The sequence below is a fragment of the Roseivirga sp. genome (assembly GCF_034669765.1).
Classification (GTDB): domain Bacteria; phylum Bacteroidota; class Bacteroidia; order Cytophagales; family Cyclobacteriaceae; genus Roseivirga.
This window is the reverse complement of the sequence record NZ_JAXMOQ010000003.1, coordinates 345,600-371,985: the sequence shown is the minus strand read 5'-3', so window position 1 is coordinate 371,985 and position 26,386 is coordinate 345,600. Positions and strand designations below refer to the sequence as shown.

Sequence of the window (26,386 nt, the reverse complement as noted above, 5' to 3'; positions counted from 1 at the left end):
TGTGTTGCGCGGCTTATTCATTTGTATTTCCTTAATTCTATTTGGGTCAGCGTTATTTGCCCAAACAGAGGAACAATGCAAATGGGTGAAAACTGATGGAAGACCTACTGTCCTCGATTCCCTTACCGCCATTCCAGAATCCATAAAGGTAGCGCAATTGGAAGGGCAGAACATCCAGTTCAATTTCCAATTGAATACCAATACTATCCGAATTTCTTATCCTGCATTGGATTCCGTGATCGTTTGTTACCGCACACTGCCTTATGATTTGCATACCAAACGCGCCAATAAAACCCTCGATATCTACGATTCTACTGCTTTGTTTAAAGATGCGATTCGCTACCAACAAACCTTGGCCATGCCAAAACGTGAAGAAGCCTTTACCACCCAAAATATTTCGAAAACGGGAAGCATCACCAGAGGGATTTCCTTCGGGAATAAGCAGGATGTTTTTGTGAACTCTTCCCTTAACCTACAAATGGAAGGGCAGTTGACTGAAAATGTGAATTTACGTGCAGTAATTACGGATAGAAATGTACCCTTTCAACCGGAAGGGAACACGCAGCAATTACAAGATTTCGACAATATTTTCATTCAACTCTACAATGACAATTGGTCATTAACAGCGGGTGATGTCGTACTTAAGAATGGTGCATCCAACTTCTTGCGCTATTATAAAAATGTGCAGGGAGCGCAATTCAAAACTGCTTATGAAATGGAGAATGGATTTAAGGCGGAAACCACTTTTGCTGCGTCTGTGGCCAAAGGCCGTTTCGCTTCCATTAATGTAGATCCAATTGAAGGGGTTCTCGGGCCTTATCGGGTTAGAGGGCCAAATAATGAGCGTTTCATCATTGTAATTGCGGGTTCCGAAAAGGTGTTTGTAGATGGGGAAGAACTGACTCGTGGTTTTGATAATGACTATGTAATCGACTATAATTTGGGTGAAGTTACGTTCACCAACAAAGTGCTGATTACCAAATTCAGTAGAATCAGGATTGATTTTGAGTTTTCAGATCAAAACTATTCACGTTCTATTTTTCAAGCCAGCCATTATCAGTCTAACGATAAACTCGATTTCTCCTTCAACTATTATGGGGAGAAGGACAACCGAAATCAGCCATTGGCTTTTGATTTAAGCTTGGAAGAAAAACTAATCTTGGCCGATGCAGGAGATGACCTAAATCAAGCTTTTACTTCACGTGTTGATAGCTTAGAATATAGGTCGGATATTATCCTTTACCGTAAAACCACAGGCTCAGATAACCTGGGTAATGAATTCGATATTTTTCAATACTCCACCAACCCCGACTCTGCTTTCTTCAATGTTCAATTCACCTATGTGGGGCTGGGGAACGGTAATTACCTGTTGACAAATTCTACCACTAACGGACGTATTTACAAATGGATAGGGCCAGCTGATGGCCAACTCCAAGGTGATTATGAGCCCATTTCATTGCTGAATGCGCCCAACCAAAAACAAATGGTCACGCTCGGTGCTGGTGCTAAACTAAATGAATACGAAAAACTGAGTGGCGAAGTGGCTTTCTCCAAAAATGACCTCAATCTGTTCTCGGATTTAGACTCGGATGATGATCGAGGAATGGCGTATAAGCTCATTTACGAGTCGGTGAACAGACCAGTAAAAGGACTTGAAGACTATAAGTTTAATGCAGGCGCTTCATACGAATTCAATAACGATGCCTTCTCATTTATCGACCGCGTGCGTTACATAGAATTTGATCGGGATTGGAGTTTCGACTCGAATGATTTTGGAGAAAACTTTGCTGAGAATATACTTGAAGCCAAGGCAGGTTTACAGAAGGATGCGCTCAATAGCATTGATTATCGTTTGGTAAGAAGAAAAAGAGGAGTGGCGGTAGATGGTTTTCAGCAGTATTTAAAAGGAACAAAGGAACTCAATATTTTTAGGCTGAAAGTAGATGCTTTTACCATGACGAATGACCAGCAGATTGTGTCATCAGAGTGGCAAAGGTTTGCCACGGATTTATCCATTCGCTCCAAGTGGTTGATTCCAGGTTATCGCTATAGTGTAGATCGAAATGAGGTTTCTAATACTACTACAGATGAAATTGTGAGGTCAGCAATGAATTTTGAAGCCCATACTTTCTACCTGAAAAATGATGAAAGCCTTACCACGAACTATGGAATTGAATACCAAGTTCGGGAAGACAGAACACCTTTTAATGGGGAGCTGATCAATAACAGTAGAGCGGAAACATGGTCTGCGTTTTTCAATACCGAAATTGACAAAACGCAAACGCTGCGTACCCTTTTTACTTATCGAGATTTAGATAATTTAAACCAAACAGGAGAAGACAGGAATGACCGTACGATCATGGGCCGAGTGGATTGGCTGGGGAACTTCTTCGAACGCTCCATTCAGTCAGAGCTGTCTTATAACCTTGCAAACAGCCGTGAGCTGCGCAGAGAGTTCATCTTTATTCAGGTACCTACGGGAGAGGGAACGCACACTTGGCGCGATGATAATAGTGATGGCGTTCAAGACCTAAACGAGTTTTATATAGCCGTAAACCCCGATGAAAAGAACTATGCGAAGATTTTTGTTCCCACAGATAATTATGAGGAGGCTTTTAACACCAACATCAGCTATCGCCTAAGAATGAAAACACCCAATACTTGGTTCGAAGATGGAGGCCTGAAAAAACTCTTAGCGCGTTTCACGAACACAACGGCCTATACGCTGAATTCTAAAATTACGGATGAAGACCTTGCTGCCAGACTTTGGCCTGTAAACGTGACGGATGACATGATTTTATCTTCCAGACAAACCCTTCGTTCAACCCTCTTTTTTAATCAGTCTAGAGCTGCCTTTGCTGCTGATTTAGGCTTTGCGCAGCGAGAGAATCGACAACTGTTATTGAATGGTTTTGAACGTATTGATAATGATGAATTGAGAGCCCATGTTCGTTGGAATGTGAACTACCAAACTAATCTAGATTTGACTTTTATTTCTGGCGAGAGAGCAAGTAGTTCAGATGTTTTAACCCAAAGAAATTACCTCATTCAGAGTAAAATTTATCAGCCAGCTATTTCATGGCAGCCCACTAACTATTTTAGGCTGACGACCACTTATGCCAATAAGGAAAAGAAGAATGTCTTTGCTGAAAATAGCAATGAAGGCTCTGAGATCAACGAATTCTCAATTGACACCCGTTTTTCTAAAGCGGCCAAAACTACCCTGAGTGCTAACTTTAAGTACATCAATATTGATTTCACAGGAGAAGAAAATTCACCTACAGGGTACGAACTTTTAGAAGCACTTCGGCCAGGACGTAACCTTACATGGAACTTGAATTGGCAACAGAAAATCGGCAATGGACTGCAATTACTTCTTCGTTATGATGCACGTAAATCAGAAGGCAATCCAATTGTGCATTTGGGCAGGGTTCAGATCTCTGCTTTGTTCTAGATATTAGTTTTCAAAACAAAATACCCTATTTTTAACGTTATAAGCCTAAAACAAAATAACTATGTTGTTAAACAAACCTCTTTTCGCACTTGCAATATTCTTCGCACTTTCCTGTGATGCTCAACAATCTACCAGCGGACCACTTGAAATCGCTGAATCTACTCAAACCAGTGCTTTGGTGCCTGAGCTGGTGACAGATGAACTAAGTAATCCTTGGGGAATGGTTTTTCTTCCTGATGGCAAAATATTGGTGACGGAGAAGGCAGGAACCATTGTCTTGATTGAAAAGGATAAGGTGATCAATATGGATGTGAAAGGTGGCCCAGTAAGTAAAACTCAGGGACAAGGAGGTTTATTAGACATTGAATTGCATCCCAATTTCGAATCGAACAAATGGGTCTACTTTACTTTTGCTAGTGCAGAAGGCGAAGAGGATGGGGCCATGACCTCATTATCGAGAGCACAATGGAATGGTTCATCCTTTGACAATCATACAGTGCTTTACAAAGGTTCGCCCAATACAAGAGCAGGTCAGCATTTCGGGAGTAGAATAGCCTTCGATGCCCAAAATCATGTTTATTTCTCTATTGGAGACCGTGGCAACCGCGATGTAAACCCTCAAGACATTACTAGAGATGGAGGGAAGGTATATCGTTTGAATGATGATGGTTCAATTCCTTCAGACAACCCTTTTGTGAATACGGCCAATGCAAAAACAGCGATTTACTCTTACGGACATAGAAATCCTCAAGGTTTGGCTATCAATCCGGAAACTGGTGACATTTGGGAACACGAACATGGCCCACAAGGAGGAGACGAGGTGAATATTATAGGAAAAGGAAAGAATTATGGTTGGCCATTAATTACCTATGGCGAAAATTATGGTGGTGGTGCTATCACAGATAAAACGGCCATGGAAGGAATGGCGCAGCCCGTTACTTATTGGGTGCCTTCAATCGCTCCCTGTGGAATGGCATTTGTCCAAAACGCGAAATACGCTGGATGGGATGGTAACCTGATTGTTGGTTCATTGAAATTTAGCTACTTAGTACGCCTGGTAATCGAAAACGATAAAGTGGTGAAAGAAGAAAAGATAGCAGAAGGCATAGGCCGTGTTCGTAATGTAGAAATGGGCAACGATGGCTATTTATATGTTGGTGTAGAAGGAAAAGGACTTTACAGATTGGTGCAGAAGTAATCAATGTCAAAACCTAGAAAAGGCGAACCGCTCAAAACGCCCCAGTATAGGGGAGGAGTACAGGCGTTGAAGAAATTCCTGTCTGAGCAATTGAATTATCCTGAAGAAGCCTTGAAAAATAAGGTTGAAGGAGTCGTAGAAGTAGCCTATGATGTGGATGGTTTAGGTCGAATCCTCAATGTTAAAATACTTACTGGCTTGGGCTCCGGTTGCGATGAAGAAGTAATTCGTTTGGTGAAAATGCTGGTGTATGAAACTGCCATTAATAAAGGCAAAAATACCTTAACACATAAAAAGCTGAAAGTGGATTTTAAGCTGCCAAAGCCTAAAAAAGTGGCTACACAGTATAATTATCAATTGACCCCAGCTACCACAAAACCCAATCCTGCTAAAAGTAAAAGTGGCGGATACACCATTACCGTCAATCTCAATAAGAAGTAATCAGGTTAAGCTATCAATACTTTTAGAGTTGGCCCTGAATAATATCTAAAAGAAGATCAATTTCCTTTTTGTGGGTTCTGAATGAAAGCACGGCTACACGCATGTAGAATTGGCCATTGAGCGTGGTAGAAGAAATGAAAATTCTTCCGTCTTGATGAATGGCTTTCACTATGGCTGCATTGAATTCATTGGCATCTTTATCTTTTGGCAGGTACCTGAAAATTACGGTTGAAAGTACTGGTGCTGGCCCTACTTCAAAGCCCATTGCTTTAATCTTGGTATAGAAATACTGCGCCAATTCCATTTTTTCTTCTAAACAAGCTTTAAATGGAGCAATACCATGAAGCTTAAGCGGTAACCACATGCGCATGCCCCTAAAATGCTTGCTCAATTCTGGAGAAAGCTCGGCTGGCGACATTTCATCCTGATGCATTTTAGTGTCTTGCATGTAATTGGCTTCGTAGCTGTTGGCCGCAGCCAAATGCTCAATATTCTTAATCAACACAATGCCAGAACCATAAGGAAGGAACAAACCTTTATGTGGATCAAGAATCACTGAATCAGCTTTTTCAATGCCGCTCATTACTTCCTTACCCTGCACTGTCAATTGAAAGAAACCGCCATAGGCAGCATCCACATGAAACCACAGTTCATGTTCTTCGGCAATACTGGCAATGTCGTTGAGCGGATCAACTGCGCCAACATCTGTAGAACCTGCATTGGCAATGACCAAAAAGGGCTGAAGGCCTTTGTCTTTGTCTTCTAAAACTTGAGCATTGAGTTTTTCCGGAATAATCCGATAGTCTTCATCCAAATCAATGATGCGCAAGATGCACTCGCCCAAACCACATAGCTTAATGGCTTTTTGTAAACTGTGATGCGTTTGTTGGGTGGTATAGATCACCGTTGACTCAAGGTCTTTTCCTTTTAGTTTTTTAGCTTCTCTGGCTGTCGAAATAGCGATGAGGTTGGCAATGCTTCCACCCGAAGTTAAATTCCCGCCAAAGCGCCCTGTATAGCCAATAAGCTTTCCTGCCCAATCGATCAGTGCATTCTCCATGCGTACTGCTCCCGGAGAAGCATAAAACACGCCAGCGTAACGGTTGGAAACTGCGGCCAAATAATCGCCCAAAGCCGATTCGTAAATTCCACCACCGGGTATGTAACCCAAGTGACCTCCGGAAGCTGGGTTGAGACCCGGCATATCTACTCTTTCGCCAATAAAAGGAAGAATGTTTTCAATAGGGTGGTTCTGCTCGTCAATATCAAAGAAACTGTCTTGAGCCACCTTTCCATAACTATCGTATTCGTAAGCCTTTCTGTTTTCAAGGCCATTCAGGAAACTTTCGGCATATTCAATTACCGATTTCTGTAAAGAAAGTCTTTGGTCTGCGTTGGTCTCTAATTGTCCTGACAAGTTCTCGTATTTGTGATTTTGAACAGAAAATTCATCTTTCCTTTTATTCATTGAGTGGGGTTATTTCTTAATCCTGATTTTTCCTTTCATAATGACGTGAAGTGTACAGTAATAATCCGCATCTTCTTTTGCAACCATACTCCACTTACTTCCTTTTTTCATAAGGGAAGATGACCATTTTTTTGTCTTTTCTTCGGTCACATCATGATCAACATAGTCGTTGTTAATAAAGGTAATAGTATCCCCTTTATTGACCTCAATATAATCTGGAATAAACTTTAATTGCTTGATTTCAACAATGTGTTTCTGAGGTGTAGTGCAGATAGGTGCAGAATCTACGAGATGGTTTTGAGATACTGAAGTGGATGAGCTAAATAGCGAAATAATCAAACTGATGATAGAAATGGATAGCGTGTTCATGATTTTGACTTGAGAGATTATAAAGAGTAGAAGTTAAAGGGCTTCTAAACATGAAGCCCTTTAATGAACAGAAAGCGACTCTACTTGAAAGATTTTTGAACCATCTCAGCATGTTTTAAGTGTGTTTCGAGCGCTGGCACTATGGCTTGAAGAAATTCTCTTAATTCTGTATTGCTAGATTGTTTGATCAATAGATTGTTTAAGGCATCAATTACGGCCTTATGGTAAGTTACTTCATTATCGATATAGGCTTTATCAAATTTTCTGGCACTTAGGCCGTTCAATATTTTCTTTGTTTTTTCTGCACCATCGAGGAGTGATTGACTTACTGTGTTGTCTTGAGGGCTTACTCCTAGTTTAGTGACTAGCGCAGTGGCTTGTTCAATCACTGATTTGTGATCGCGCATCATGGTTTCTGCAAAATTTATAACCTCCTTGTTCTTGGATTTTTTCTTAGCAATTTCAGCATAGCTAATATCGATTTGATTAGCAACAACCCCAACGTGAGCTATTTCGGTATCGTTTAATTGAGGTACTTCTTGAGCGAAAAGAGAAGAAGTAGCCAAAAAACAAATGGCTGTTAATAACAAGCCGAGCTTTGATGTTACATGTTTTTTCATTGTGTTTCTATTCTGTTAAAACTGGTTTATTATTGGATACAGAATAGAGGGATCGGTTACAAGTGTAAATGAAAAATTTGCAGTGAATTGGGCTTGAACTTACTTTACTCCCAAAATGGATCTTCGCTATTTTCTTTAAAGGCAATGGAATCGTGCATTTCGGCCATTTGTTCAAATTGTTCGGGGGTGGCAACCTCTTGAATCTCAGGGAAAAGAACGCGTTCTTCAAAACGGATATGCCTTTCCAGTTCTTCTTCAATTCTGTTAAGGTTGCGGGCAATATCTTCTTGATCATCAAAAAGCCGAGCAAGCCTTCTGTGTTCCGCCAAGGCTTTTTTGATTTGTTCGTGCTCTTCTCCTAAAATAGGGAAGATGTATTTTTCTTCGTCTGAAAAATGAGGAATGAGATGCGTTTTATAAAACCAGTCGGCATATGCTTTAATTCTCAGCGGTTCAACTTTGGAGAGAAAGCCTTTGCGTATTTTCCAACAGAGTAATAAACCGTGGTGGTGTTCTCGGCTGAATGGTTGAAGTGCTTTGTGTCGTTTAAGGGGTTTTCTTTCTTCCATAGTTTTGGGGCTAGTGTGAAAAAAAGGCCTTTATTTCTCAGAATGAAAAGAAATAAAGGCCGCTATTAAATCAGTTGTTTATTGAGCCAATAAGTAGCAAACATTCTTCATTTCCTTTATTTACAATTTTGTGCTTTGTTTGGGTTGGGAAAACATAGAATTCTCCAGGCTGACATTGATAAGTGCCGCCATCAATTTCGAATTCAGGCGTTCCTTCCACAACAAAGGCATATTCAGTTTTTTGCGGATGCACATGTTCGGGGTATTCAGAATGAGCAGCCACCTTTACCATTTTTACAGCACCATTTTTCAGGTCTAATAATGGCGATCCGGCAAAGCCTTTGACTTTCCCTTCGGCATATTCAAGCGCACTGATTTTGTATTGGTGATTCATGGCCTAGGCAGTTAGTTTCTTCTCTAAGGCTACGGCTTTAGGGAATAGAATGTTGTTCTCTAAGTGAATATGAAGGTGTAAATCATCTTCAAACTCTTTTAAAAGAGAGAAGGCCACTTTATAAGTATTACAAGCATCGGCTGGCGGTGTATATTGGTTACTCAATTCGCTGATCTGACGAAAACGCTCTCCTTCAATATCATGTTCATACATCATGGCTTGTACTGGGTTGGTCACTGTTCCGAAATGAGGTGGATTCACTTTTATGTCCTCACTTTTGGCACTCATCATTTTTCGAATGAACGGAAATAGCATTAATTCCTCCTTCTTCATGTGCATGGCCAGTTCACCCGCAGAAGCATTGAAATGCTTTTCTATTTCTAATAGTTCAGGGTGATTTTTGCCATGAACGCTACTGATTTTATTCAAGTACTGCTTTATCACTGGCGTTTTCTCCTCTACATAGCGGTGGTGCTTTTTCTCAACATAGTCTGCTAGTAAATCAATGGGCCAGAATTTATAATCACTTCCTCCGGCATGTACTTTGGTAATTGCTGAATTGAGTTTCTCCATAAGCTGATCTTGATTAATGTTTTTTGCTTCGCAGGCTACATTTATACTGCGATTGCCATTGCAACAGAAATCAATTCCATAGGACTCGAAGACTTCAGCGGTACGATAATCTTCGGCTACTATTTCACCGATCGTTTTTTCAATTAGATTTTCCATAATCTGTTTTTTTAAATTGGGTAATACCATAAATGAATAAGCATATCACCTTGACGACTTCCGCTCCAGCATAGTAGAAATGGAGATTAGAAGCAGGTGGTGTGGTGTCTTGAATGTACATTTCGGCCCGAGCGTCAAGTGCAGGGAGTAGCCAAAGTGTTTGAATAAATAGAAGTAAGAGAGGAATTAAGAAGGCTACGGTTATTGTACTCAACAGGGGTGCTTTATGGATAACAAGCTGAATTGCAATGGCGATGGCGAATACCCATTCTACTTTATTTAGTGCGTCAAAAACCAATCGACCAATACCCAAACCCAAGGGCAGGGTAATGCCGGGTGCCTGAAATTTCAACCAAGCTTCTAAAAAACTAATGGCGCATACAAAGCCAATCCACATAAAAATGGATACGACTGTGATAGGCGATTTTACTTGTACTGTCATAATAAAGGTTTTGAGTCACGCTCTTTATAATATTCGATTTTCAACAGGAACATTTCTGCCATCTTCTGCGCACGCCATTTGGCTTCATCAGCTTTCTCACCTTCAAAAATCTCGTCTATAGTGCTATAAAACAGCTCAATCCATCGCTCGAAATGCTTCGCTTCGATAGGCAAATGAGCATGAGGAGCAAATGGACTTCCATAATAAGTGTGTTCACCTAAAAGTATGGTTTGCCAGAAACGGTACATTTTCTCTAAATGTTGAGGCCATTTGTCTTTAATCACAATATTGAAAATGTCGGCCAAGAGTTCATCCTTTCTCACCTTATCGTAAAAGCTGTCGACTAATAGTTTGATGTCCGTTATGCTTAAGATTTCTTTCATTATGAGATATTAATACCTTTATATCCTTTATTGTGTTAAATTTTACCGTTTTAAATAGGTCAAACCAGTTTCTAAACTCGTGGCCAATTCAAAAAGATTTGTATTCTCAAGCATCTTTCTCAGCTCACTTCTAATGGTGGTGAACTTATCATGAACAGGGCAGGGTTCGTTGGCATTACATACCTTTAAACCGAGGCCACAACCCTTATAGATACTGTCGCCATCCAAGGCGTTCACAATTTCGCTGAGCTTTATGGAGTCAATGTCTTCTTTCTTGATTTCAAAACCACCATTGGGACCTTTTACTGAATTGATGATTTTCGCTTTGGCCAATTGTTGTAAAACCTTGGCAGTGAATGCTTCCGGAGAATCTATTTCAGCAGTAATGTCTTTCAAACTCGCACGCTCCTCATTAAGTGATTTTTGCGCGATGTAAATCACTGCCCGAATTCCGTATTCACATGCTTTTGAGAACATAGTTGTATATTTTCTATGCAAAGATAGGTTAGGTTTTTAATTCGGACAAATTTATCCGAATTAAAAATAATTACTATGTCAAATTTTTAAATATGAGAGTGTTAAGCAGGAGATTAGTGGCTTTTGAAGTACTTAGAGTGAGACTACTGATCCCTAAATCTGCGCATCATTTTGTTGGCGAATACAAACTCGTCAAGTTCTTGAACACCAGAATGCATAATATCATCACTGTTGCCTTCCCATAGTTTATGGCTATTACTGAGGAACATAATGTATTCTCCAATCTCCATTACTGAGTTCATATCATGGGTTACAATCACGGTTGTGATTTGATATTCTTCAGTAATTTCCGCGAGTAAGCGGTCTATTTTGATCGAAGTAATTGGGTCCAGTCCTGAATTGGGTTCGTCACAAAACAGGTATTGTGAACTGTTTACAATGGCCCTGGCAATACCCACTCTTTTTTGCATTCCCCCACTAATCTCTGAAGGCATTTGTTTGTTGGTGTTTTCAAGCTTTACACGCTTCAGACAGAAGTTTACTCTATCTAGTTTTTCATCTTCAGGCATTTTGGTGAGAATGTCCAATGGAAATTTGACATTCTGTTCCACAGTCATAGAATCGAAAAGTGCCCCTCCTTGAAAAAGCATTCCTATTTCTCGTCTAATGTCAGTTTTTAAGTCTCTATGGGCATTAATGAAGTCCCTGCCATCGTACAGAATATCCCCAGAATCGGGTTTAAAAAGGCCTACAATGTTCTTCAGCAGCACACTTTTTCCAGATCCACTAGCACCAATGATCAGGTTTGTTTTTCCTTTTTCAAATGTTACACTAATGTCCTCTAAGACCACCTTATCATCGAACGACTTTACTAAATTCTTGACTTCTATCATCTTACTAAAAGCAATTGAGCGAGAATAAAATCACTAAACAAAATGGCAATACAACTCACCGTTACCGCACGTGTACTAGCTTGACCAACTTCCAACGCTCCCCCTTTGGTGAAAAAGCCCATGTAGGAAGATATGGATGAAACTAGGAAGCCAAAAACGACAGATTTTATTAAAGCGAAGGAAACAGTGAATTGATTGAAATCCATTTTCAACCCCGTAAAATAGTCGGCTGTAGATACTACACCACCAAATTTGGCGGCTAGGAATCCTCCTAAAATCGCTAGCACGCCAGCTAGAATTACCAAGAGCGGGTACATAATAAGAGTCCCCACAATTTTTGGGAGCACTAAATAGGAGGCTGAATTGATTCCCATCACTTCGAGTGCATCGATTTGCTCTGTAATTCGCATGGTGCCCAAATTCCCTGCAATACTTGACCCTACCTTTCCCGCGAAAATAATAGCGGTAATTGTTGGGGCTAATTCTAAAATCGTGAGATCACGAACCACAAGCCCTACAACACTATCAGGAATAAGTGGGTTAACCAAGTTGAATGCCGTTTGAAGGGTAGATACCGCACCGATAAAGAGCGAAACCAAACCCACCAAAACGATGCTGTTGATCCCAACAAGCATACATTCCTCAAAGGTTAGTTTGACATAGGTTTTGAACGACTCACGATTTTTGAAAAGAGAGCTTATAAACAATAAATATTTGCCGAGACTCTTCATTAAAAAAGCATTTCCATCAGGGTGATAAAATTAACAGGGTGGTAAAATAACAAAACTTGAGGCAAAAGATTCGGCTTGTGCCATCTTAATTGAACAAATTGATCTAATTTCAAGTCGTTGGTAGAACGTAAAAATTTGAAACAATTATTCAAACATGAAAAAACTGGCAGTAATTACCGGAGGAACTAAGGGGATAGGCAGGGCAACCATTGAAAAATTTGCCAAAGAAGGCTTCGATATTATCACCTGTGCTCGTAATCAGAAGGACTTAGAACAGCTCAAAAAAAGAATTAATGAGGCTTTCCCTGAAATTGAGATACACACAGTTCAGGCAGATTTATCTAAGAAAAAAGAGGTGCTTAAATTTGCTGAGATGATTAAATCTTTCGACCGCCCCGTGGATCTGCTTTTGAATAATACGGGTACTTTTATTCCAGGTAGTGTGCATAATGAAGAGGATGGGAATCTGGAAATGATGATTGAAACGAACCTTTACAGCGCATACCACCTTACCCGTGCATTGATTTCTGGAATGATGGAGCGCAAATCGGGTCATGTATTTACCTCAGGTTCAATTGCTGGGATTCAAGCCTATGCCAATGGTGGTAGTTATTCTATTTCGAAGTTTGCCTTACTCGGTTTTACAAAAGCCTTGCGTGAAGAAATGAAGCCTCATGGAGTACGCGTTACTTCTATTTTGGCTGGAGCAACCTATACCCCAAGTTGGGAAGGGGCCGGACTTCCAGAAGAACGATTTATGAAGGCTTCAGATATTGCTGACGCGATTTATGCGGCTCATGCCTTGTCGCCTAGCACTGTGGTGGAGGAAATCATACTTCGTCCGCAATTGGGAGATATTTAACCTTTACATTTTACTATATAGAACATGAAAGCAATAGATGTGATTTTGCTCAATTTTTCAGAAGTAAGAAGAAGGAGCACAAAGGTTTGGATGGGAATTCCGCAGGAGCACTTAAACTGGAGGCCCGATAAGGATGCCTTTTCAATCATTGAAATGATCCGACATGTGTTGGAAGGAGAGCACCTTTTTCATAAAATCATTGAGAACAGAGGAAACCTTGGAGATTACAAGTCGCCATGGGAAGGGTTGGAGTATACTGACGTTCAGAATGAATTGGATATCGCTGCTGAATATCACGATCGATTTATAGCCATGATTAAAGGCTTAAATGAATCGGACTTATCAGAGATAAAAATTGAGAGGAAGGAAGTGGGGCAAAGCAAAATTCTTGGAGACTATCTCAATCGAATTGCCTATCACGAATCTGTGCATACAGGTCAAATGCTAAACTATTTAAGACAGCTAGGAGTGGATAGGCCTCGGATATGGGATTAGGCTTTTAAGTCTGCTACTGATGTCTTTGTTGGTGTAGCGAGCAAGTGCTCATAGTAAAACGGGACATATAGGTAGAATGTCTATTTGGGGAGAGGGTAAATTAAATATAGTATGTTAAATTTTTTCGATCAGGAGCAGCAACTTACTAATCAGCAAATTGGACAAATTGAAAAGGAATTGAGTTTTAAGTTCCCGCAAGAATTTCGGTCACATTTGTTGAATTATAATGGTGGTCGATGTGATCCAAATGTATTTAAATTTCAAGAAAACGGTAAGCCAGCCTACTCTTCAATAGACTGGTTTTTGTCTGTATATGATGGGGAATATGATAATTTTAAAAAGTATTACACGATATACAAAATAGATGAAAAAAGACTACCCTCTAATATTGTTCCTATAGCACATGACCCGGGAGGAAATTTGATTTGTTTAGAAATTGATACTGGTAGAGTTTTTTTCTGGAACCATGAAAGAGAAGTAGATTATTCTATATCTAGTGATACTGATTACTCCAATTTATATTTGGTGGCTAATAATTTTAATGAGTTTCTTGAAGGTTTAGCGTAAACCATTATGTATTTGCTGCCCTTGTTGGTGTTTTATCAACAAGCGTACAACGTTAACTTACCCACTGCGGTAAATTTTAGATCGTAACAAATGATTGTTAATTATAGACTAAGCAACTCTCAGCGCAAAAAATATTTCATTCTACCATTGGCAAAGCTATTATCTGCCATTGTGGTATTTACATTAATAGCTATGTATTGGTTTAATACTGATGCTGAAAATTTACCTTTTATTGTAGGGATTACATGGTCTTGGGTGGGCTTAATTCATGTATTGCCACTGCTAATTTTGGCAGCACGCCACCTGAAAGCAAGTAAGGGTGTATCATTTGTAATAGACACTACAAATTGGGAGTACCGATATAAAGAAGCGGATTTTGACCTGACCTTTAAGGCAAGCCAAATTAAACGAGTTGTTAAAGTTATGTCACCACCAAAGTATGACGGAAGAATAGATTTTCTTGGTTTTGGGTACTTCTATTATTGGGAAGTTACATTGGTAGATGAGACTCTACTATCATTGTCTTGTATGCTTTTGGATAGTGATAAATTTCTAGGCTATGAAAACGAAAGGAAAAAGCAAATGTTTCCAATACCCAAAAGAGTAATCAAACCCTAGCGGTAAAATAGAGCCCGCTGGCGCTCACTTGCCCACTGCGGTAACCTGCCTAGCGACAAGCAGGCTTTTTCTTCCTATGGAACTTTCATACCGATAAATTTAGGTTCTTTGGTGCAAGGTGCGACCCCTATGGGGTCTGAAGATGGTGTTGGGTTGTGGTTTTTTATAGATATATGACCCCGTTGGGGTCGGTTGAATCCATTCTGCTAGTTTTCTATCTGGAGGCAAATTTTTAGCATTTATGGTTATGCGCATTTTACTTCCACACTCATCCCATCGGGATGCTACATTTGTAGCATGGAGATGTTTGAGGTAGCAGACAACCCTGAAGGGGTTGAATATTCTTTTCATCCAGCCCAAAAAGGATCCACTGGCGCTCACTTACCCACAGCGGTAACTGGTGCTTGCCTTTGGCGAGTACCTATTTTATTATGCACTTGAAGTGCATATCTTGTTAAGGTAAAGAAAGACCAGTCTGCATTAAAAGTGCAAACTAGTGAGTTAATTTAATCATCACTGTTTCTGTGGCCTGTTGGTGAAACCCAGTATTTAAAAAGATGAAAATAAAATTAGAAGTAGAAGAAAAGGATTTGAAAGACTTATTCTATTTGATGCAGGAAATCAACGATTTTTTTCATAATGAAATCAACTATGAAGATGTTCACAAGTTTGGTAGAAAGCATTATAAACAAATTAATCACTGTTTTTACCGCGTTCTTTGGGAGTGGCTTCTAGAGGATGAAAAGAAGAAAATTGAAGATTCTTGACGGTCGGTAATTTCAAACATCAAGTAATAATTTATCCTCAGCTATAACTTAAGTCTGCCACTGTAAAGTCTCTGGCTTGATTGGGTTTTCGAAAGGCGTTTTCTCCTCTTGACATTTTTCGTAACGCGTTCGGATGGCATTGTACCACTTGGCCTGCATGTCTGGGTCGCCCATGAGCATAAGCGGGGGATTGTTTTGCAATCCTTCTTTAAGCTTTTCAAAAACATCAACATCCTGCTGAATAAAAGTATTAGCAAAGCGATAGAAAATAGGTTTTAAGTATTTGAACCAGCCTATGTCGGTGTATATGAATTGAATAAGTTCTGTCTGATTTTCATTCACAGGAGTCAGAGCAGTCATGATCACGATGTCATTTTCGCCTACTTTTATATGCTCAATTCTGATGCCCGGTAACTGAAAACTGATTTCTGTCGTCTGCTCTTTCTTTAGAATTTTATAAGCCGCTGAGTTCTTAGACGGTTCATGTCGCACCATTTTAAAACCTAGGTGTGAAGGAGCAAAATTCTTTGTCTTTAGCTTTAGATTAGTCTTTTTTCTGAAGAACCAAGATTGATGCACAAAAGGAACATGTGCCGGATCAATCAAGCCTATCACCGAATGATCGAGGCTGCAAGACATCGGTTTTGCAGTCACAAAATCGAAATTGGCTTCTTCTTTTAAAGGAAACTGAGGGAAAAGACTTTCGTCCATGTCCTCAGGCTTGCGCATGTCTTTGGGCAAGTAAATCAGTACAATGCCATGAACTTCGCGCAGCGGATAATAGGGTGCTCTTACCTTGGTTACATCTAATTTAGAAGAAGGGGGGAGCGTTGGTATTTTAGAGCAAGTGCCGTCTGTTTTAAACCTCCATCCATGATAACAGCATTCAATTTCGCAGCCGTCAAAATTGCCATAAGTTAAAGGAATACCGCGGTGCGGACATTGGTTGCGAAGCGCGAAAACCTTCCCTTGTTCATCTCTGCCCAAAAGAATTTTCTCACTGTCTATTTCCTTCTCAATGGTCTTCCCTTTTTTCAAAAGGCTACCATGACAGGCTACATACCAGATGTTTCTTAGATTTTTTGTCTTCGCTGTACTCATTAAATCAAATCTGCACGCACAAACATAATGATTATCAACCGCATCTATTTTTAGAGTGGTGAGAAATTTTGAAAGCCAGAGGTTTTATTAGATGTCGTTGAATACGGGAGCGGCTATTTCTGTATAAGGAACAGCACTAATGAGCAAGCCGCCACTCATATGGTAACTGAGGTTCACGAGGTCATTTGAAACTGGGTCGATATTAAAATCTACACAAGCAATTTGCAGTTGACTTCCGTTAGAAAAGCTGAGCACCATTTCTTGGGGCACATAGAGTTTCTCCTCTAGGATTTCGAAATTCTCGTCAAGCTTTTGAAAGTAAGTCCAGTTGATATTTACTTCACTAACTTCATCGCCTTCCATGTTCTTGAAAGTGTCGATGTTGGTGATTTCAATATCATCCCAATCTTCATCTACTTCTACCTTGGCCAAAGAGAAGTTGAAAATACTGTCTTCTAAATGCCAATAGAAGGTGATCGGTTCATCTTCAAAAAGGAAGGCTACGGCAGCAGAAACCACCACGGCTTCATTGTCTTCCACAAAAGGGTAGGGCTGATGATGGTTATATACCTTTATGCTGTGTAGCTTTTTATTAAGAATTTTACTTGTCAGGAGTTCGTTGGCTTCTTGTTCAGTCATTACGTACTTGGTGTCTGATTAAAAACCAAATATACATTTCTTACTTTAGGTATGCACCCTTCAATACCTCCAACTTCCCATCAATATTTGGTAACTCGTTAATTCCTAAAATATGGGCTACAAATGGGTAAACATGAATGTTTTCGAACTTCGGTAGTTTGGTGTTAGGCTTAATATTTGGCCCATTGGCATAGAAAATGGTAGCCATGTCTTCATTGACATAAGGATCGAATCCATGCTCTCCATGTATTCCACCTCTTTGAATCATTCTCTCTCTATTGCCTTTAGAACTCAAAGAGTGACCTGCCTTGGCTACTAAAACTATTTCTCCACTTCGTGAATTTTGATAATGCCAGTTTTCAGGGAAGCCTTCTTTTTTGTAGACATTAAAATCCTTTTCTTTCCCTTTAATGGCATTATATATTTTGTCAATTTTAAACGGATCGTTGATGTAAAGATGGGCAAGGGTTCCACTATTTACGAATCTGTAATCAGCCTTGTCAATACCTTTCAATATTTCATCAATATCAATCAAACTTTCTTCTGTATTGGCCACTTCGTTCATCCCGTGATCAGAAGTGACAATCACATTCACAGGCAGGTCAATTTGTTTGAGTTGCTCCATAATTGAACCCAAAAGCCGATCGGCTTCTAAAACAGACTCTTTGGCACCATTTGGACCGTTGGCATGTCCTTGGTCGTCTACTATAGAAAAGTACAATGAAATGAAATTAGGGCGTTCGGCTTTGGGTAATTTGAGCCAATTCATCACTGTCGAGATTCTATCTTCATTCTTTACTTTACCATCATAAATTTCGTAATAATCAGGAAAGCTGCCGGTGATAGGGGCTTCAGATCCTACCCAAAAATAAGAGGCCGATTTCATTCCGTTCTTCTGCACCAATTGCCATAAAGGTAAACCGTCATAAAAAGCAGGGTTTTCTACTACTTTACGGTTGCCAATACTGTAGCGTAAATCAAGTTCACGGTCAAAAAAATTATTATCCACTAAGCCGTGGTTTCCAGGGTAAAGCCCAGTGACTAGACTGTAATGATTCGGGAAAGTTTTACTTGGGAAGGAGGGAAGCATCGCCTTGGCAGAAGCTCCTGAATTGATAAACTCCTTGAAATTCGTGGCGTCATATTTTTCTACATAATCATGTCTGAAACCATCAAAGGAAATCATGATTACATAGGGCGGTTCCTCATTGGCTTGATTCACTTTGGAGATGGATACAAAAGTGATGACAACAATGAATAAAATGAGTTCGAAATGCTTCTTCATAACACCAGTTTGGAGGCATAAAGTTAGCTACTCTGTGTTAGAGTTGAAGCAAGAAAATGTTACTTATTAATTAAGCTATTGGGTTGGTTGTGTTGCTGCTTGATCGGTTGAGTTAGTCTAAATAGCTCAGTTTCATATCAACGGTTAAGGCCAACTCATTCATGATGGTTTTTGAAAGTCCTTTGCAACGACTCATTTCATATTTATAGAAGAATTGAAGTGTATGGAGTTTGCTTTCGTAAAAATCATTGGAATAAGTGCTGTCACCTGCATCTAAAGCAATTTGTGCCGAAACTCCAATTTTAAGCCACTGCCAACCCATCACCACGGTTCCGAATAAATCCATAAAGACTGTGGCATCCGCCAAGTAGCGCTCAAAGTCACCATTTTGGGCATGTGGCATTAGCGTGCCTAAAACCTGCTGAATTGAATTAAGGCTTTCTCCTAAAACTCGAATATTGGACTGAGGTGAATCGTGAGCACTGGCTTCTTTTATGGTGACTTGAATTTCTTCGGCCAGCCATTCCAACACTTTACCTTTTTTCAACCCCACTTTTCGGCCAAGTAAATCTAGGGATTGAATGCCTGTTGTCCCTTCGTAAATTGAAATGATTCGGATATCGCGGTAATATTGCTGAAGAATAAAATCCATGCAAAACCCATAACCTCCGAGGACTTGTAAGCCTGTACTTACCGCCTCAAGCCCCTTTTCTGAAGGATAAGTTTTAGTAATAGGTGTGAGTAATTCGAGCAGCAAATTGTAGCGCTCCTTTTCTTCGCCTTCAGAAATGTGTTCCAGGTCTACATATTGTGCGGCCTGCATTACCAAACTTAAAGAACCTTCCACAATGGCCTTTTGAAAGAGCAACATTCGCTTTACATCTGGGTGATTGATGATCAAGGTTTGTTCTTCGTCTAAATCCTTTTTGCCTGTAGAGGTGAGTTTTCTGCCTTGAGGTCTTTCTTTAGCATATTGAAGTGAAGCGTAATAAGCTGCGGAGGCAATTCCTGTCCCCATTCTGCCTGTAGCAATTCGTGCTTCATTCATCATTTGGAACATGTAAATCAAGCCTTGATTTTCTTCTCCAATCATATGGCCAACACTGTCTTCAAAAACCAAATGTGAAGTGCAATAGCCCCGTTGACCTAGTTTTTCAAATTCACCAGCCACAATCACCTGCTGCTCACCAAAGCTTCCATCGGCTCCGATACTTTTCTTCGGCACCACGAATAGCGAAACCCCTTTTGTACCCGAGGGTGCCCCTTCAGTTCTGGCCAATACCAAATGAATAATGTTTTCTGCAAACTGATGATCACCAGAGGAAATGAATATTTTTTGGCCGTTAATTTTATAGGTGCCGTCCGCCTGAAGACTGGCCGTTGTTTTTACATCGGATAATGATGATCCCGCTTGTGGTTCAGTCAAACACATAGTGCCTGTCCATTCCAGCGACATCATTTTTTGCGCGTAGGTTTCTTTCAGAAAATCACTTCCAAAAGAGACAATGAGATTTGCCGCGCCTGCAGTTAAACCCAAATAGCCTGTAACGTGGTTATTAGCGGCTTCCATCATAAAATAGAGCGTATGGAAAACGATGTTAGGCAGTTGTAAACCGCCATCTTTTTCTTCGAACATTGCGGCTACCAGTCCCATTTCCCCTGATTCTTTTAGGATGGTTTCAAACTGTGGATGAATAGTGATGGCTCCGTTTTTAAAAGTTGAAGGCTTTTCGTCCATCTCTTTAATAAAGGGGTGGAGGCTTTTATCGCAAAAGGTTTTGACTGAATCCAACAGAAGATCAATCGAGGGTTTGTCGTAGGCAGCATAACGATTGGCAACCAGCAGTTTTTCTGTTTGATGCACATTGTACATCAAAAATTTGATGGTATTCAGGTTGGTGTATTGCGATGAATTGGACATGGCATATTAGTTTGTTTTCAATATAAGTGAAAACAAATAAAATTTGGGTAACAAGACTTGACCTAATGGAATGAATTTTAAGTGATTGAAAAAATATTTGCATTTTCGCTTGACTCTTACCTTAGGTCATAGCTTTTATTTGAAATCATAATGGTAAAGTATTCAGTAAAGCAACTCTCTAAGCTGGCCAGTGTAACGGCCAAAACCCTACATCACTATGATGCCATAGGGATTCTGAAACCTGCAGAGCGCGCAGAATCAGGGTATCGCTACTATGGGAAATCGGAACTCCTTAGGTTGCAGCAAATCCTGTTTTATAAGGAGCTGGATTACCCTCTAGAGGAAATAAAGCATATTCTTGATCAGCCCGATTTTGATTTGGTTGAGTCCTTGGAGCGGCATCGGAATGCACTTTTGAAACGAACTGAAAGGCTTTCTGAATTGCTGAATACCATTGATAAAACTATTCAAACACTTAAAAGTAAAGATGATATGATTTCAGATGAAGAAATGTACGCTGGGTTTTCTAAGGAGGAGGTTCCACAAATTAGACAAGAAGTAACTGACCGATGGGGGAAGGAGCAGTTGGAAGGAGCAGAGAAGAATATACGCCAAATGGACAAATCGGAATGGAGTGATACGAAGCAAGAAGCGGAAGAAATCAACCGCTGGTTAGTGAATTTAATGCATTTGGATCCCACAAGTGTAGAAGTACAAAGAGTTGTTTTTGAGCATTTTAAGCACTTAAATAAATTTTATAAGGTGAAAGATAAAATCTACAGAGGGCTTGGTGAAATGTATACCGAAGATGAAAGATTTAAAATGTATTATGATGCTTATAAAGAAGGTTTGGCTGTGTTTCTCAATGATGCCATTCAGGTTTTTTGTGATAATGGATTAAAAGTTGAAAGCTAAAGCAATGGTGCAAGTAGCCTACAAATGGATTCTAAAAGTTTTTTACCCAAACTTCTATCACGCCATCTTTGAGCACTAAGTAAAGTACAGTCCGCCTTGTCTGCTTCAAAGTTTTTGTTTAGTTCCATGGCAATTTGGGTATCGTAAATGTATGTATTCACTTCGTGATTTAGATCGAAGCTGCGGTAGTCCATATTAGCGGTACCGAGTATTGCTAATTTACCGTCAACGGTGAGCGTTTTGGAATGAAGAAAGCCCTTTTTATAGAAATAAACCTTTACTCCAGCCTCTAACAACAGTTTCATATATGACATAGAAGCTGCCTGGACTATCCACGCGTCAGAGGAATGTGGAATCATGATTTCAACGTCAACTCCACTTTTTGCTGAAGTGATTATGCCATCCATTATGCTCTCGTTAGGAATAAAGTATGGGGTCGCAATTTTCAAGCTTTCACGGGCAGAGTTTATGGCCAGGTAAAATGAATCCATTATACTCGCTAAATCCCAATCTGGGCCACTAGCATTTACTTGGACATAGCTTGTACCCATATCGGCTCTCAGATCGGGGAAGTGTTTTTTGGTTGGTGTCCAAGGCTGCTTCGATACAAATTGCCAATTGAGGATGAATAGGAATTGCAAAGTTCTTACCGCCACGCCTTCGAGTTTTAGATGCGTATCACGCCAATAGGTAGGGAATTTTCCATTGTTGATGTAACGGTCGTCTACATTAATGCCTCCTGTAAAACTCACTTCCCCGTCAATAATCACCACCTTTCTATGGTTTCGGTAATTGATTTTACTGGTAAGTGCAGGGAACAGCACAGGCATAAATTCGAAAATCTCTACTCCGTCAGACTGCATCTTTCGGAAATAAGCCTTTTTTAGCCCCAAACTACCAACACCATCTACAATCATGCGTACCTCAACACCCTCTTGAGCTTTCCTTCTTAGAATATCGCTCAACTCGCTTCCTATATCGTCATTCACGAAAATATAGTATTCAATATGGATGTGATTTTTTGCTTTCAATAAAGCTTCCTTTAAGGCCACAAATTTTTCTTCTCCATTCTTGTAAAGGGTGATTTTGTTATTCTGCGAAAGGGGGGATAAATCTTTGTTAAGAAAACGAATTAATTTGTCAAACTGCTCGCTTAAAATTGCCTTTCGGATTCTTGTAAGGTTTTCTTTACTCAGATATTCAGTTACATACTTCTGGCCGAATGCAGAATTTATCAGCTGGTTTTTGTTAAATATTCTACGCTTTCTTACATGTTGACCAAAGAACATGTAAATGATGAGCCCGAAAACTGGTAAGAGAAGTAAAAGTAAGAGGTAAGAATGGGTCTTTAAGGGGTTCTTATTTTCAAGAAGAATGTTAACCACCACAGCTATAATTGCTAGATAGTAAACACCGAGTAGTAAGGGAGAGAGTGTAAACCAATATTCTAACATTTGGAAATTTAGTGATTTAAGTCCTTTTGAAAAAATAAGCTGGCAGTTGCTAACTAAAAAATATCAAAAGGTTAAATGTTCCATCTGTATCACTAATAATTGATCTGAAAATAGATTTTTAAAAGTGTTTAAGTTCTTTATACAACCGATGCAAGGGCAATCCCATCACGTTGTAAAAGTCACCTTCAATTTTCTCTATGCCCACCATACCAATCCATTCTTGGATTCCGTAGGCGCCAGCTTTGTCGAAAGGTTGATAATTCTGGATGTAGTGCTCTATTTCAGCTTTTTCTAATACTCGAAAAGTAACTTTAGTGGTTTCTGAAAAACTTACGCTTTTGTTCGATGAGCGAAGACAAACGCCTGTGATTACTTGGTGAGTTTTGCCTGAAAGTGACTGAATCATTTCAAACGCTTCTTCAGTATTTTCGGCTTTATTCAAGATTTGGCCTTCATTCAATACCGTGGTGTCAGAAGTAATGACCAACTCATTTGCTTTTAAATTCTCAAAAGCCTCAGATTTCTTAACGGCTAAGTATTCAGCCACTTCGTTTACAGGCATTGTAGCTGGAAAAGACTCGTCCACCTCTTTCGTTCTGATTTCAAAATCCACTTCTAAAGACCGAAGCAGTTCTTGTCTTCGGGGCGATTTAGAAGCCAATATCAAACGGTAGGGTAAATTCATCTTCTTTGATTGATCCGAATAAATAGCCACTGATTACTTTAGGGTAGAAATAGGTGGATTTTTGCGGTAATGTATAACCAGAATGACAAACGTTTTTCACATCCTCCATACTGATGTCTTGTGTGATAATGGCAAAATCTACTTCACCAGACATGGTTTTTTCTAAACAGTTAGAGAAGTTTCTTTCAAACGAAATATGGTCTGAACTGCGTTGTTCTTTACCTAAAATTCCTAATGCTTTTTCTATAATGAAATAGTGCATTACAGTGAGGTCCAAGTCCTTAACCACCTGAGGAAAACTCCATTTAAGCTCAGTAATTCTCTCAGGCTTTAGTCTTACTTTTACAGCCTCTTTTCCAAACAATAATCCAAAGGCCCATTTTTTACCCAGAATAATTTCGTTGACATCATTAGGGTTGTCAAGTGGCTTAATGATGAAGTCTTCAGAAAGCTTTTGGAGCAACTCTTCCTTGCTGAAGTTTTTCAAGCCAGATAAGAGTCTGTGTGTAGGTAGAATCCTTAAATCATCAGCCTCGGCATTGGTGAGGTACATTAAATGGAAGTTGTAAGCCTCATTACCTGTGTGGTTTGGGTTTTGGGCTTCCATTCGTTGCTTGTAAAACAATGAACCTTCGTACCTGTGATGGCCATCAGCCAAAATCACCTGTTGATCTTTTAGTTTGGCCACAAACTTTTTAATGATCTCAAAATCATGAATAACGCTCATTACATCACGCACCCCTTGATAGTCTTCCCTATCATAAATAGGGTTTTTCATGCTCTCGTCCATGTACTGTTCAAGGCTGAATTCAGGGTCGAAATAAAGCCCGTGTGTTGGGCTTACATGCATTTGGCTTTGCGCCAGAATTTCTATTCTGTCATTCACCGAATGCGGCATAGTGTTTTCATGGCGGAGCACATCGGAATCTATACTATTCCAGTCAGTGGCTTCAATAAAGCATACAAAGCCTTTTCTGGTGTATGTTCGTCTACTGCCGGGTAATGTAAAATGCTGGTAGTAAACATAAATTCCGGGAATCTGGTCTTGGTTAATAATACCTTCCGCTTTCCATTCTTCTACAGTCCTCTTTTGAGTCTCAATGTCTCTAGGAACACTGATATGGATACTATTATAAGGATTACTGTAAAGCGCCTCCCGTTGTTTTTTTGAAACTACATCGAAAAGTGGGGAAGCTAGCTCTTCAATTTTTGATGATAAATCACGGTTATATCGCCAAGCGCGAAAAGGTTTTATTCTTGCCATAATGGTTAATCGCGTACTCTTAGTTTCCAGTTACTTGTTGAGCTGTTGCTTTTTACTTTAAGGTTGTTGTCGCTTTTTTCTTCTACTACTAAAGCGGCTAGAACCAGGGCAAGGTCATGGTGCTCTGGGTTTACTTCCTGAAGTAATTCAGGCTTATAATACCTTTCAACAAACTTAGTGTCAAATTTCCCTGATGTAAATGCTTCGTGTTTAATGGCGAACTCACAGAAGTTCAAAGTGGTTTTAAAGCCAGTTATTTCATATTCCTGAATGGCTTTCACCATGCGTTCAATGGCTTCAGGTCTATCTTTCCCTGTGGTGATCAATTTGGCAATCATGGGGTCGTAATAGATAGGAATGTCCATGCCTTCCTCAAAACCATCATCCACCCTAACGCCTGGTCCCTCAGGTCTTTTATAGGTACTCAAGTATCCAATGTCTGGTAGGAAATTATTTGTAGGGTCTTCTGCATAAACCCTTACTTCCAGTGAGTGCCCTTTTATTTTAAGGTCTTCTTGTTTGAAACTTAACGGGTGGCCTTCAGCAATTAGAATTTGTTCTTTTACCAAGTCAACGCCTGTGATTTCTTCTGTGACAGGGTGTTCTACTTGAAGGCGTGTATTCATTTCTAAGAAAAAGAAATCTAAATTCTCGTCTACAATAAACTCTACCGTACCCGCACTATAATAATCGCATGACCTGGCCACACCCAAGGCTGCTTCTCCCATTGCTTTTCTCTTTTCTGGGGTAAGAATAGCAGAAGGGGCTTCTTCAATTACTTTTTGATGTCTTCTCTGAATAGAACATTCACGTTCGAAAAGATAAACCAAGTTTCCATGCTTATCGCCCAACACCTGAATTTCGATATGGCGAGGTGAGGTGATGAATTTTTCAACGAAAACAGCTCCGTTGCCGAAGGAAGATATTGCTTCGCTAATGGCGCGTTTCATTTGTTCTTCAAGCTCTTCTGGGTTTTCAACTACCCTCATTCCCTTACCGCCACCACCGGCACTGGCTTTTATAAGTACTGGGTAGCCTACTTGTTCGGCAATTTTTCTTGCCTCCTCAGGGTCCGTTACGGCATGGTTTACACCCGGAACCATTGGTACATCATAGGCAGCCACGGTCTCTTTTGCAGAGAGTTTGTCGCCCATCACTTGAATGGCTTTTATAGATGGCCCGATAAATAATATGCCATTTTCTTCTACACTTTTAGCAAACCCAGCGTTTTCTGAGAGGAAACCATAACCAGGGTGTACAGCATCTACTGATAAATCTTTACAGATTTGGATGATTTTGTCGGTCATTAAATAAGACTGTGCCGAAGGCGGTGGGCCAACGTTAACGGCTTCATCAGCATAGCGTACATGCGGAGAGTGACTGTCAGCATCACTGTATATGGCAACGGTTTTAATTCCCATTTCACGGGCAGTTTTCATTACCCTAATGGCAATTTCACCGCGATTGGCGACTAGAATTTTCTTTATTTTCCTGATTTCCATTCCCTTCAAAATTTTCCGTACAATGCTAATTAATTATCTGCTAAAATCTAAGTTTGTCCTCGTGATATATACGTGCGGTTTTTTGATAAATGGCGTTTATAGTGTTACATTTGCAGCCTTATTTGTTACTTAGGTTAATCAAC

General features: G+C 39.9%; 28 protein-coding genes. 9 read left to right on the top strand and 19 right to left on the bottom strand.

What is annotated here, in order from left to right; genetic code table 11:
* The first annotated feature begins 1 nt into the window (after window position 1).
* From VOI17_RS07790 to VOI17_RS07780, 3 genes are all read left to right on the top strand, one after another.
* Window positions 2–3,454 (top strand): hypothetical protein, encoded by a 3,453-nt coding sequence (locus tag VOI17_RS07790; RefSeq protein WP_323756684.1) that lies wholly within the window; start codon window positions 2–4, stop codon window positions 3,452–3,454.
* A 61-nt stretch (window positions 3,455–3,515) separates the two neighbouring features.
* Complete coding sequence (locus VOI17_RS07785) at window positions 3,516–4,652, top strand: PQQ-dependent sugar dehydrogenase (protein ID WP_323756683.1); 1,137 nt, start codon at window positions 3,516–3,518, stop codon at window positions 4,650–4,652.
* Window positions 4,653–4,655: 3 nt separating this feature from the next.
* Window positions 4,656–5,093 carry an energy transducer TonB gene (locus VOI17_RS07780; protein WP_323756682.1) on the top strand — a complete coding sequence of 146 codons (438 nt, stop codon included), beginning with the start codon at window positions 4,656–4,658 and terminating at the stop codon, window positions 5,091–5,093.
* A gap of 22 nt (window positions 5,094–5,115) precedes the next feature.
* Here VOI17_RS07780 and VOI17_RS07775 read toward each other — a convergent pair whose 3' ends face one another.
* From VOI17_RS07775 to VOI17_RS07725, 11 genes are all read right to left on the bottom strand, one after another.
* Window positions 5,116–6,561: a pyridoxal phosphate-dependent decarboxylase family protein gene (locus VOI17_RS07775; protein ID WP_323756681.1), complete on the bottom strand. Its 1,446-nt coding sequence runs from the start codon at window positions 6,559–6,561 to the stop codon at window positions 5,116–5,118.
* 9 nt (window positions 6,562–6,570) lie between these two features.
* Window positions 6,571–6,930 carry a plastocyanin/azurin family copper-binding protein gene (locus VOI17_RS07770; RefSeq protein ID WP_323756680.1) on the bottom strand — a complete coding sequence of 120 codons (360 nt, stop codon included), beginning with the start codon at window positions 6,928–6,930 and terminating at the stop codon, window positions 6,571–6,573.
* A gap of 80 nt (window positions 6,931–7,010) precedes the next feature.
* Window positions 7,011–7,550 (bottom strand): DUF4142 domain-containing protein, encoded by a 540-nt coding sequence (locus tag VOI17_RS07765; RefSeq protein WP_323756679.1) that lies wholly within the window; start codon window positions 7,548–7,550, stop codon window positions 7,011–7,013.
* Window positions 7,551–7,654: 104 nt separating this feature from the next.
* Entirely contained in the window at window positions 7,655–8,119 is a 465-nt protein-coding gene (locus VOI17_RS07760; RefSeq protein ID WP_323756678.1) for a hemerythrin domain-containing protein, read from the bottom strand.
* 70 nt (window positions 8,120–8,189) lie between these two features.
* Entirely contained in the window at window positions 8,190–8,513 is a 324-nt protein-coding gene (locus VOI17_RS07755) for a cupin domain-containing protein (protein ID WP_323756677.1), read from the bottom strand.
* A 3-nt stretch (window positions 8,514–8,516) separates the two neighbouring features.
* Window positions 8,517–9,242: an iron-sulfur cluster repair di-iron protein gene (ric, locus tag VOI17_RS07750; protein WP_323756676.1), complete on the bottom strand. Its 726-nt coding sequence runs from the start codon at window positions 9,240–9,242 to the stop codon at window positions 8,517–8,519.
* Window positions 9,226–9,684, bottom strand: a complete 459-nt coding sequence (locus VOI17_RS07745; RefSeq protein WP_323756675.1) for a hypothetical protein — start codon at window positions 9,682–9,684, stop codon at window positions 9,226–9,228. The genes ric and VOI17_RS07745 overlap by 17 nt, the downstream gene beginning before the upstream one ends.
* Entirely contained in the window at window positions 9,681–10,067 is a 387-nt protein-coding gene (locus VOI17_RS07740) for a group III truncated hemoglobin (protein WP_323756674.1), read from the bottom strand. The genes VOI17_RS07745 and VOI17_RS07740 overlap by 4 nt, the downstream gene beginning before the upstream one ends.
* 42 nt (window positions 10,068–10,109) lie before the next feature.
* A complete protein-coding gene (locus VOI17_RS07735) occupies window positions 10,110–10,544 on the bottom strand; it encodes an Rrf2 family transcriptional regulator (RefSeq protein ID WP_323756673.1) in 435 nt (144 codons plus the stop codon).
* A gap of 143 nt (window positions 10,545–10,687) precedes the next feature.
* Window positions 10,688–11,437 carry an ABC transporter ATP-binding protein gene (locus tag VOI17_RS07730; RefSeq protein ID WP_323756672.1) on the bottom strand — a complete coding sequence of 250 codons (750 nt, stop codon included), beginning with the start codon at window positions 11,435–11,437 and terminating at the stop codon, window positions 10,688–10,690.
* On the bottom strand, window positions 11,434–12,168 hold the full coding sequence (locus VOI17_RS07725) for an ABC transporter permease (protein ID WP_323756671.1): 735 nt from the start codon (window positions 12,166–12,168) through the stop codon (window positions 11,434–11,436). The genes VOI17_RS07730 and VOI17_RS07725 overlap by 4 nt, the downstream gene beginning before the upstream one ends.
* Before the next feature lie 154 nt (window positions 12,169–12,322).
* Here VOI17_RS07725 and VOI17_RS07720 point away from each other — a divergent pair, with 154 nt between their 5' ends.
* The 5 genes from VOI17_RS07720 to VOI17_RS07700 all read left to right on the top strand — a co-directional run bounded on the left by VOI17_RS07720 (window position 12,323) and on the right by VOI17_RS07700 (window position 15,477).
* On the top strand, window positions 12,323–13,030 hold the full coding sequence (locus VOI17_RS07720) for an SDR family oxidoreductase (protein ID WP_323756670.1): 708 nt from the start codon (window positions 12,323–12,325) through the stop codon (window positions 13,028–13,030).
* A gap of 24 nt (window positions 13,031–13,054) precedes the next feature.
* Window positions 13,055–13,525, top strand: coding sequence for a DinB family protein (locus VOI17_RS07715; RefSeq protein WP_323756669.1), 471 nt, complete (start codon window positions 13,055–13,057; stop codon window positions 13,523–13,525).
* Window positions 13,526–13,636: 111 nt separating this feature from the next.
* The gene (locus VOI17_RS07710) at window positions 13,637–14,092 is read left to right on the top strand and encodes an SMI1/KNR4 family protein (RefSeq protein ID WP_323756668.1); all 456 of its coding nucleotides are present in this window, start codon (window positions 13,637–13,639) and stop codon (window positions 14,090–14,092) included.
* Window positions 14,093–14,182: 90 nt separating this feature from the next.
* Window positions 14,183–14,710: a hypothetical protein gene (locus VOI17_RS07705; protein ID WP_323756667.1), complete on the top strand. Its 528-nt coding sequence runs from the start codon at window positions 14,183–14,185 to the stop codon at window positions 14,708–14,710.
* A gap of 557 nt (window positions 14,711–15,267) precedes the next feature.
* Window positions 15,268–15,477 (top strand): hypothetical protein, encoded by a 210-nt coding sequence (locus VOI17_RS07700; RefSeq protein WP_323756666.1) that lies wholly within the window; start codon window positions 15,268–15,270, stop codon window positions 15,475–15,477.
* A gap of 48 nt (window positions 15,478–15,525) precedes the next feature.
* Here VOI17_RS07700 and VOI17_RS07695 read toward each other — a convergent pair whose 3' ends face one another.
* The 4 genes from VOI17_RS07695 to VOI17_RS07680 form a co-directional block, all read right to left on the bottom strand.
* Window positions 15,526–16,578 (bottom strand): aromatic ring-hydroxylating dioxygenase subunit alpha, encoded by a 1,053-nt coding sequence (locus tag VOI17_RS07695; RefSeq protein WP_323756665.1) that lies wholly within the window; start codon window positions 16,576–16,578, stop codon window positions 15,526–15,528.
* Between the two features lie 87 nt (window positions 16,579–16,665).
* Window positions 16,666–17,217, bottom strand: a complete 552-nt coding sequence (locus tag VOI17_RS07690) for a hypothetical protein (protein WP_323756664.1) — start codon at window positions 17,215–17,217, stop codon at window positions 16,666–16,668.
* 40 nt (window positions 17,218–17,257) lie between these two features.
* A complete protein-coding gene (locus tag VOI17_RS07685; RefSeq protein ID WP_323756663.1) occupies window positions 17,258–18,502 on the bottom strand; it encodes an ectonucleotide pyrophosphatase/phosphodiesterase in 1,245 nt (414 codons plus the stop codon).
* 112 nt (window positions 18,503–18,614) lie between these two features.
* Window positions 18,615–20,423, bottom strand: a complete 1,809-nt coding sequence (locus VOI17_RS07680; RefSeq protein WP_323756662.1) for an acyl-CoA dehydrogenase — start codon at window positions 20,421–20,423, stop codon at window positions 18,615–18,617.
* 150 nt (window positions 20,424–20,573) lie between these two features.
* Between VOI17_RS07680 and VOI17_RS07675 the strand changes: the two genes are divergently transcribed.
* Window positions 20,574–21,338 (top strand): MerR family transcriptional regulator, encoded by a 765-nt coding sequence (locus VOI17_RS07675; RefSeq protein ID WP_323756661.1) that lies wholly within the window; start codon window positions 20,574–20,576, stop codon window positions 21,336–21,338.
* On the opposite strand, the gene cls is transcribed toward VOI17_RS07675, so the two are convergent.
* From cls to VOI17_RS07655, 4 genes are all read right to left on the bottom strand, one after another.
* Window positions 21,335–22,792: a cardiolipin synthase gene (gene cls, locus VOI17_RS07670; RefSeq protein ID WP_323756660.1), complete on the bottom strand. Its 1,458-nt coding sequence runs from the start codon at window positions 22,790–22,792 to the stop codon at window positions 21,335–21,337. The two genes, VOI17_RS07675 and cls, sit on opposite strands and share 4 nt — an antisense overlap.
* A 118-nt stretch (window positions 22,793–22,910) precedes the next feature.
* Window positions 22,911–23,477: a Maf family nucleotide pyrophosphatase gene (locus VOI17_RS07665; RefSeq protein WP_323756659.1), complete on the bottom strand. Its 567-nt coding sequence runs from the start codon at window positions 23,475–23,477 to the stop codon at window positions 22,911–22,913.
* Window positions 23,443–24,741 (bottom strand): DUF1015 domain-containing protein, encoded by a 1,299-nt coding sequence (locus VOI17_RS07660; protein WP_323756658.1) that lies wholly within the window; start codon window positions 24,739–24,741, stop codon window positions 23,443–23,445. Before VOI17_RS07660 ends, VOI17_RS07665 begins: the two co-directional genes overlap by 35 nt.
* A gap of 5 nt (window positions 24,742–24,746) precedes the next feature.
* Window positions 24,747–26,237, bottom strand: coding sequence for an acetyl-CoA carboxylase biotin carboxylase subunit (locus VOI17_RS07655; protein WP_323756857.1), 1,491 nt, complete (start codon window positions 26,235–26,237; stop codon window positions 24,747–24,749).
* Window positions 26,238–26,386 lie beyond the last annotated feature (149 nt).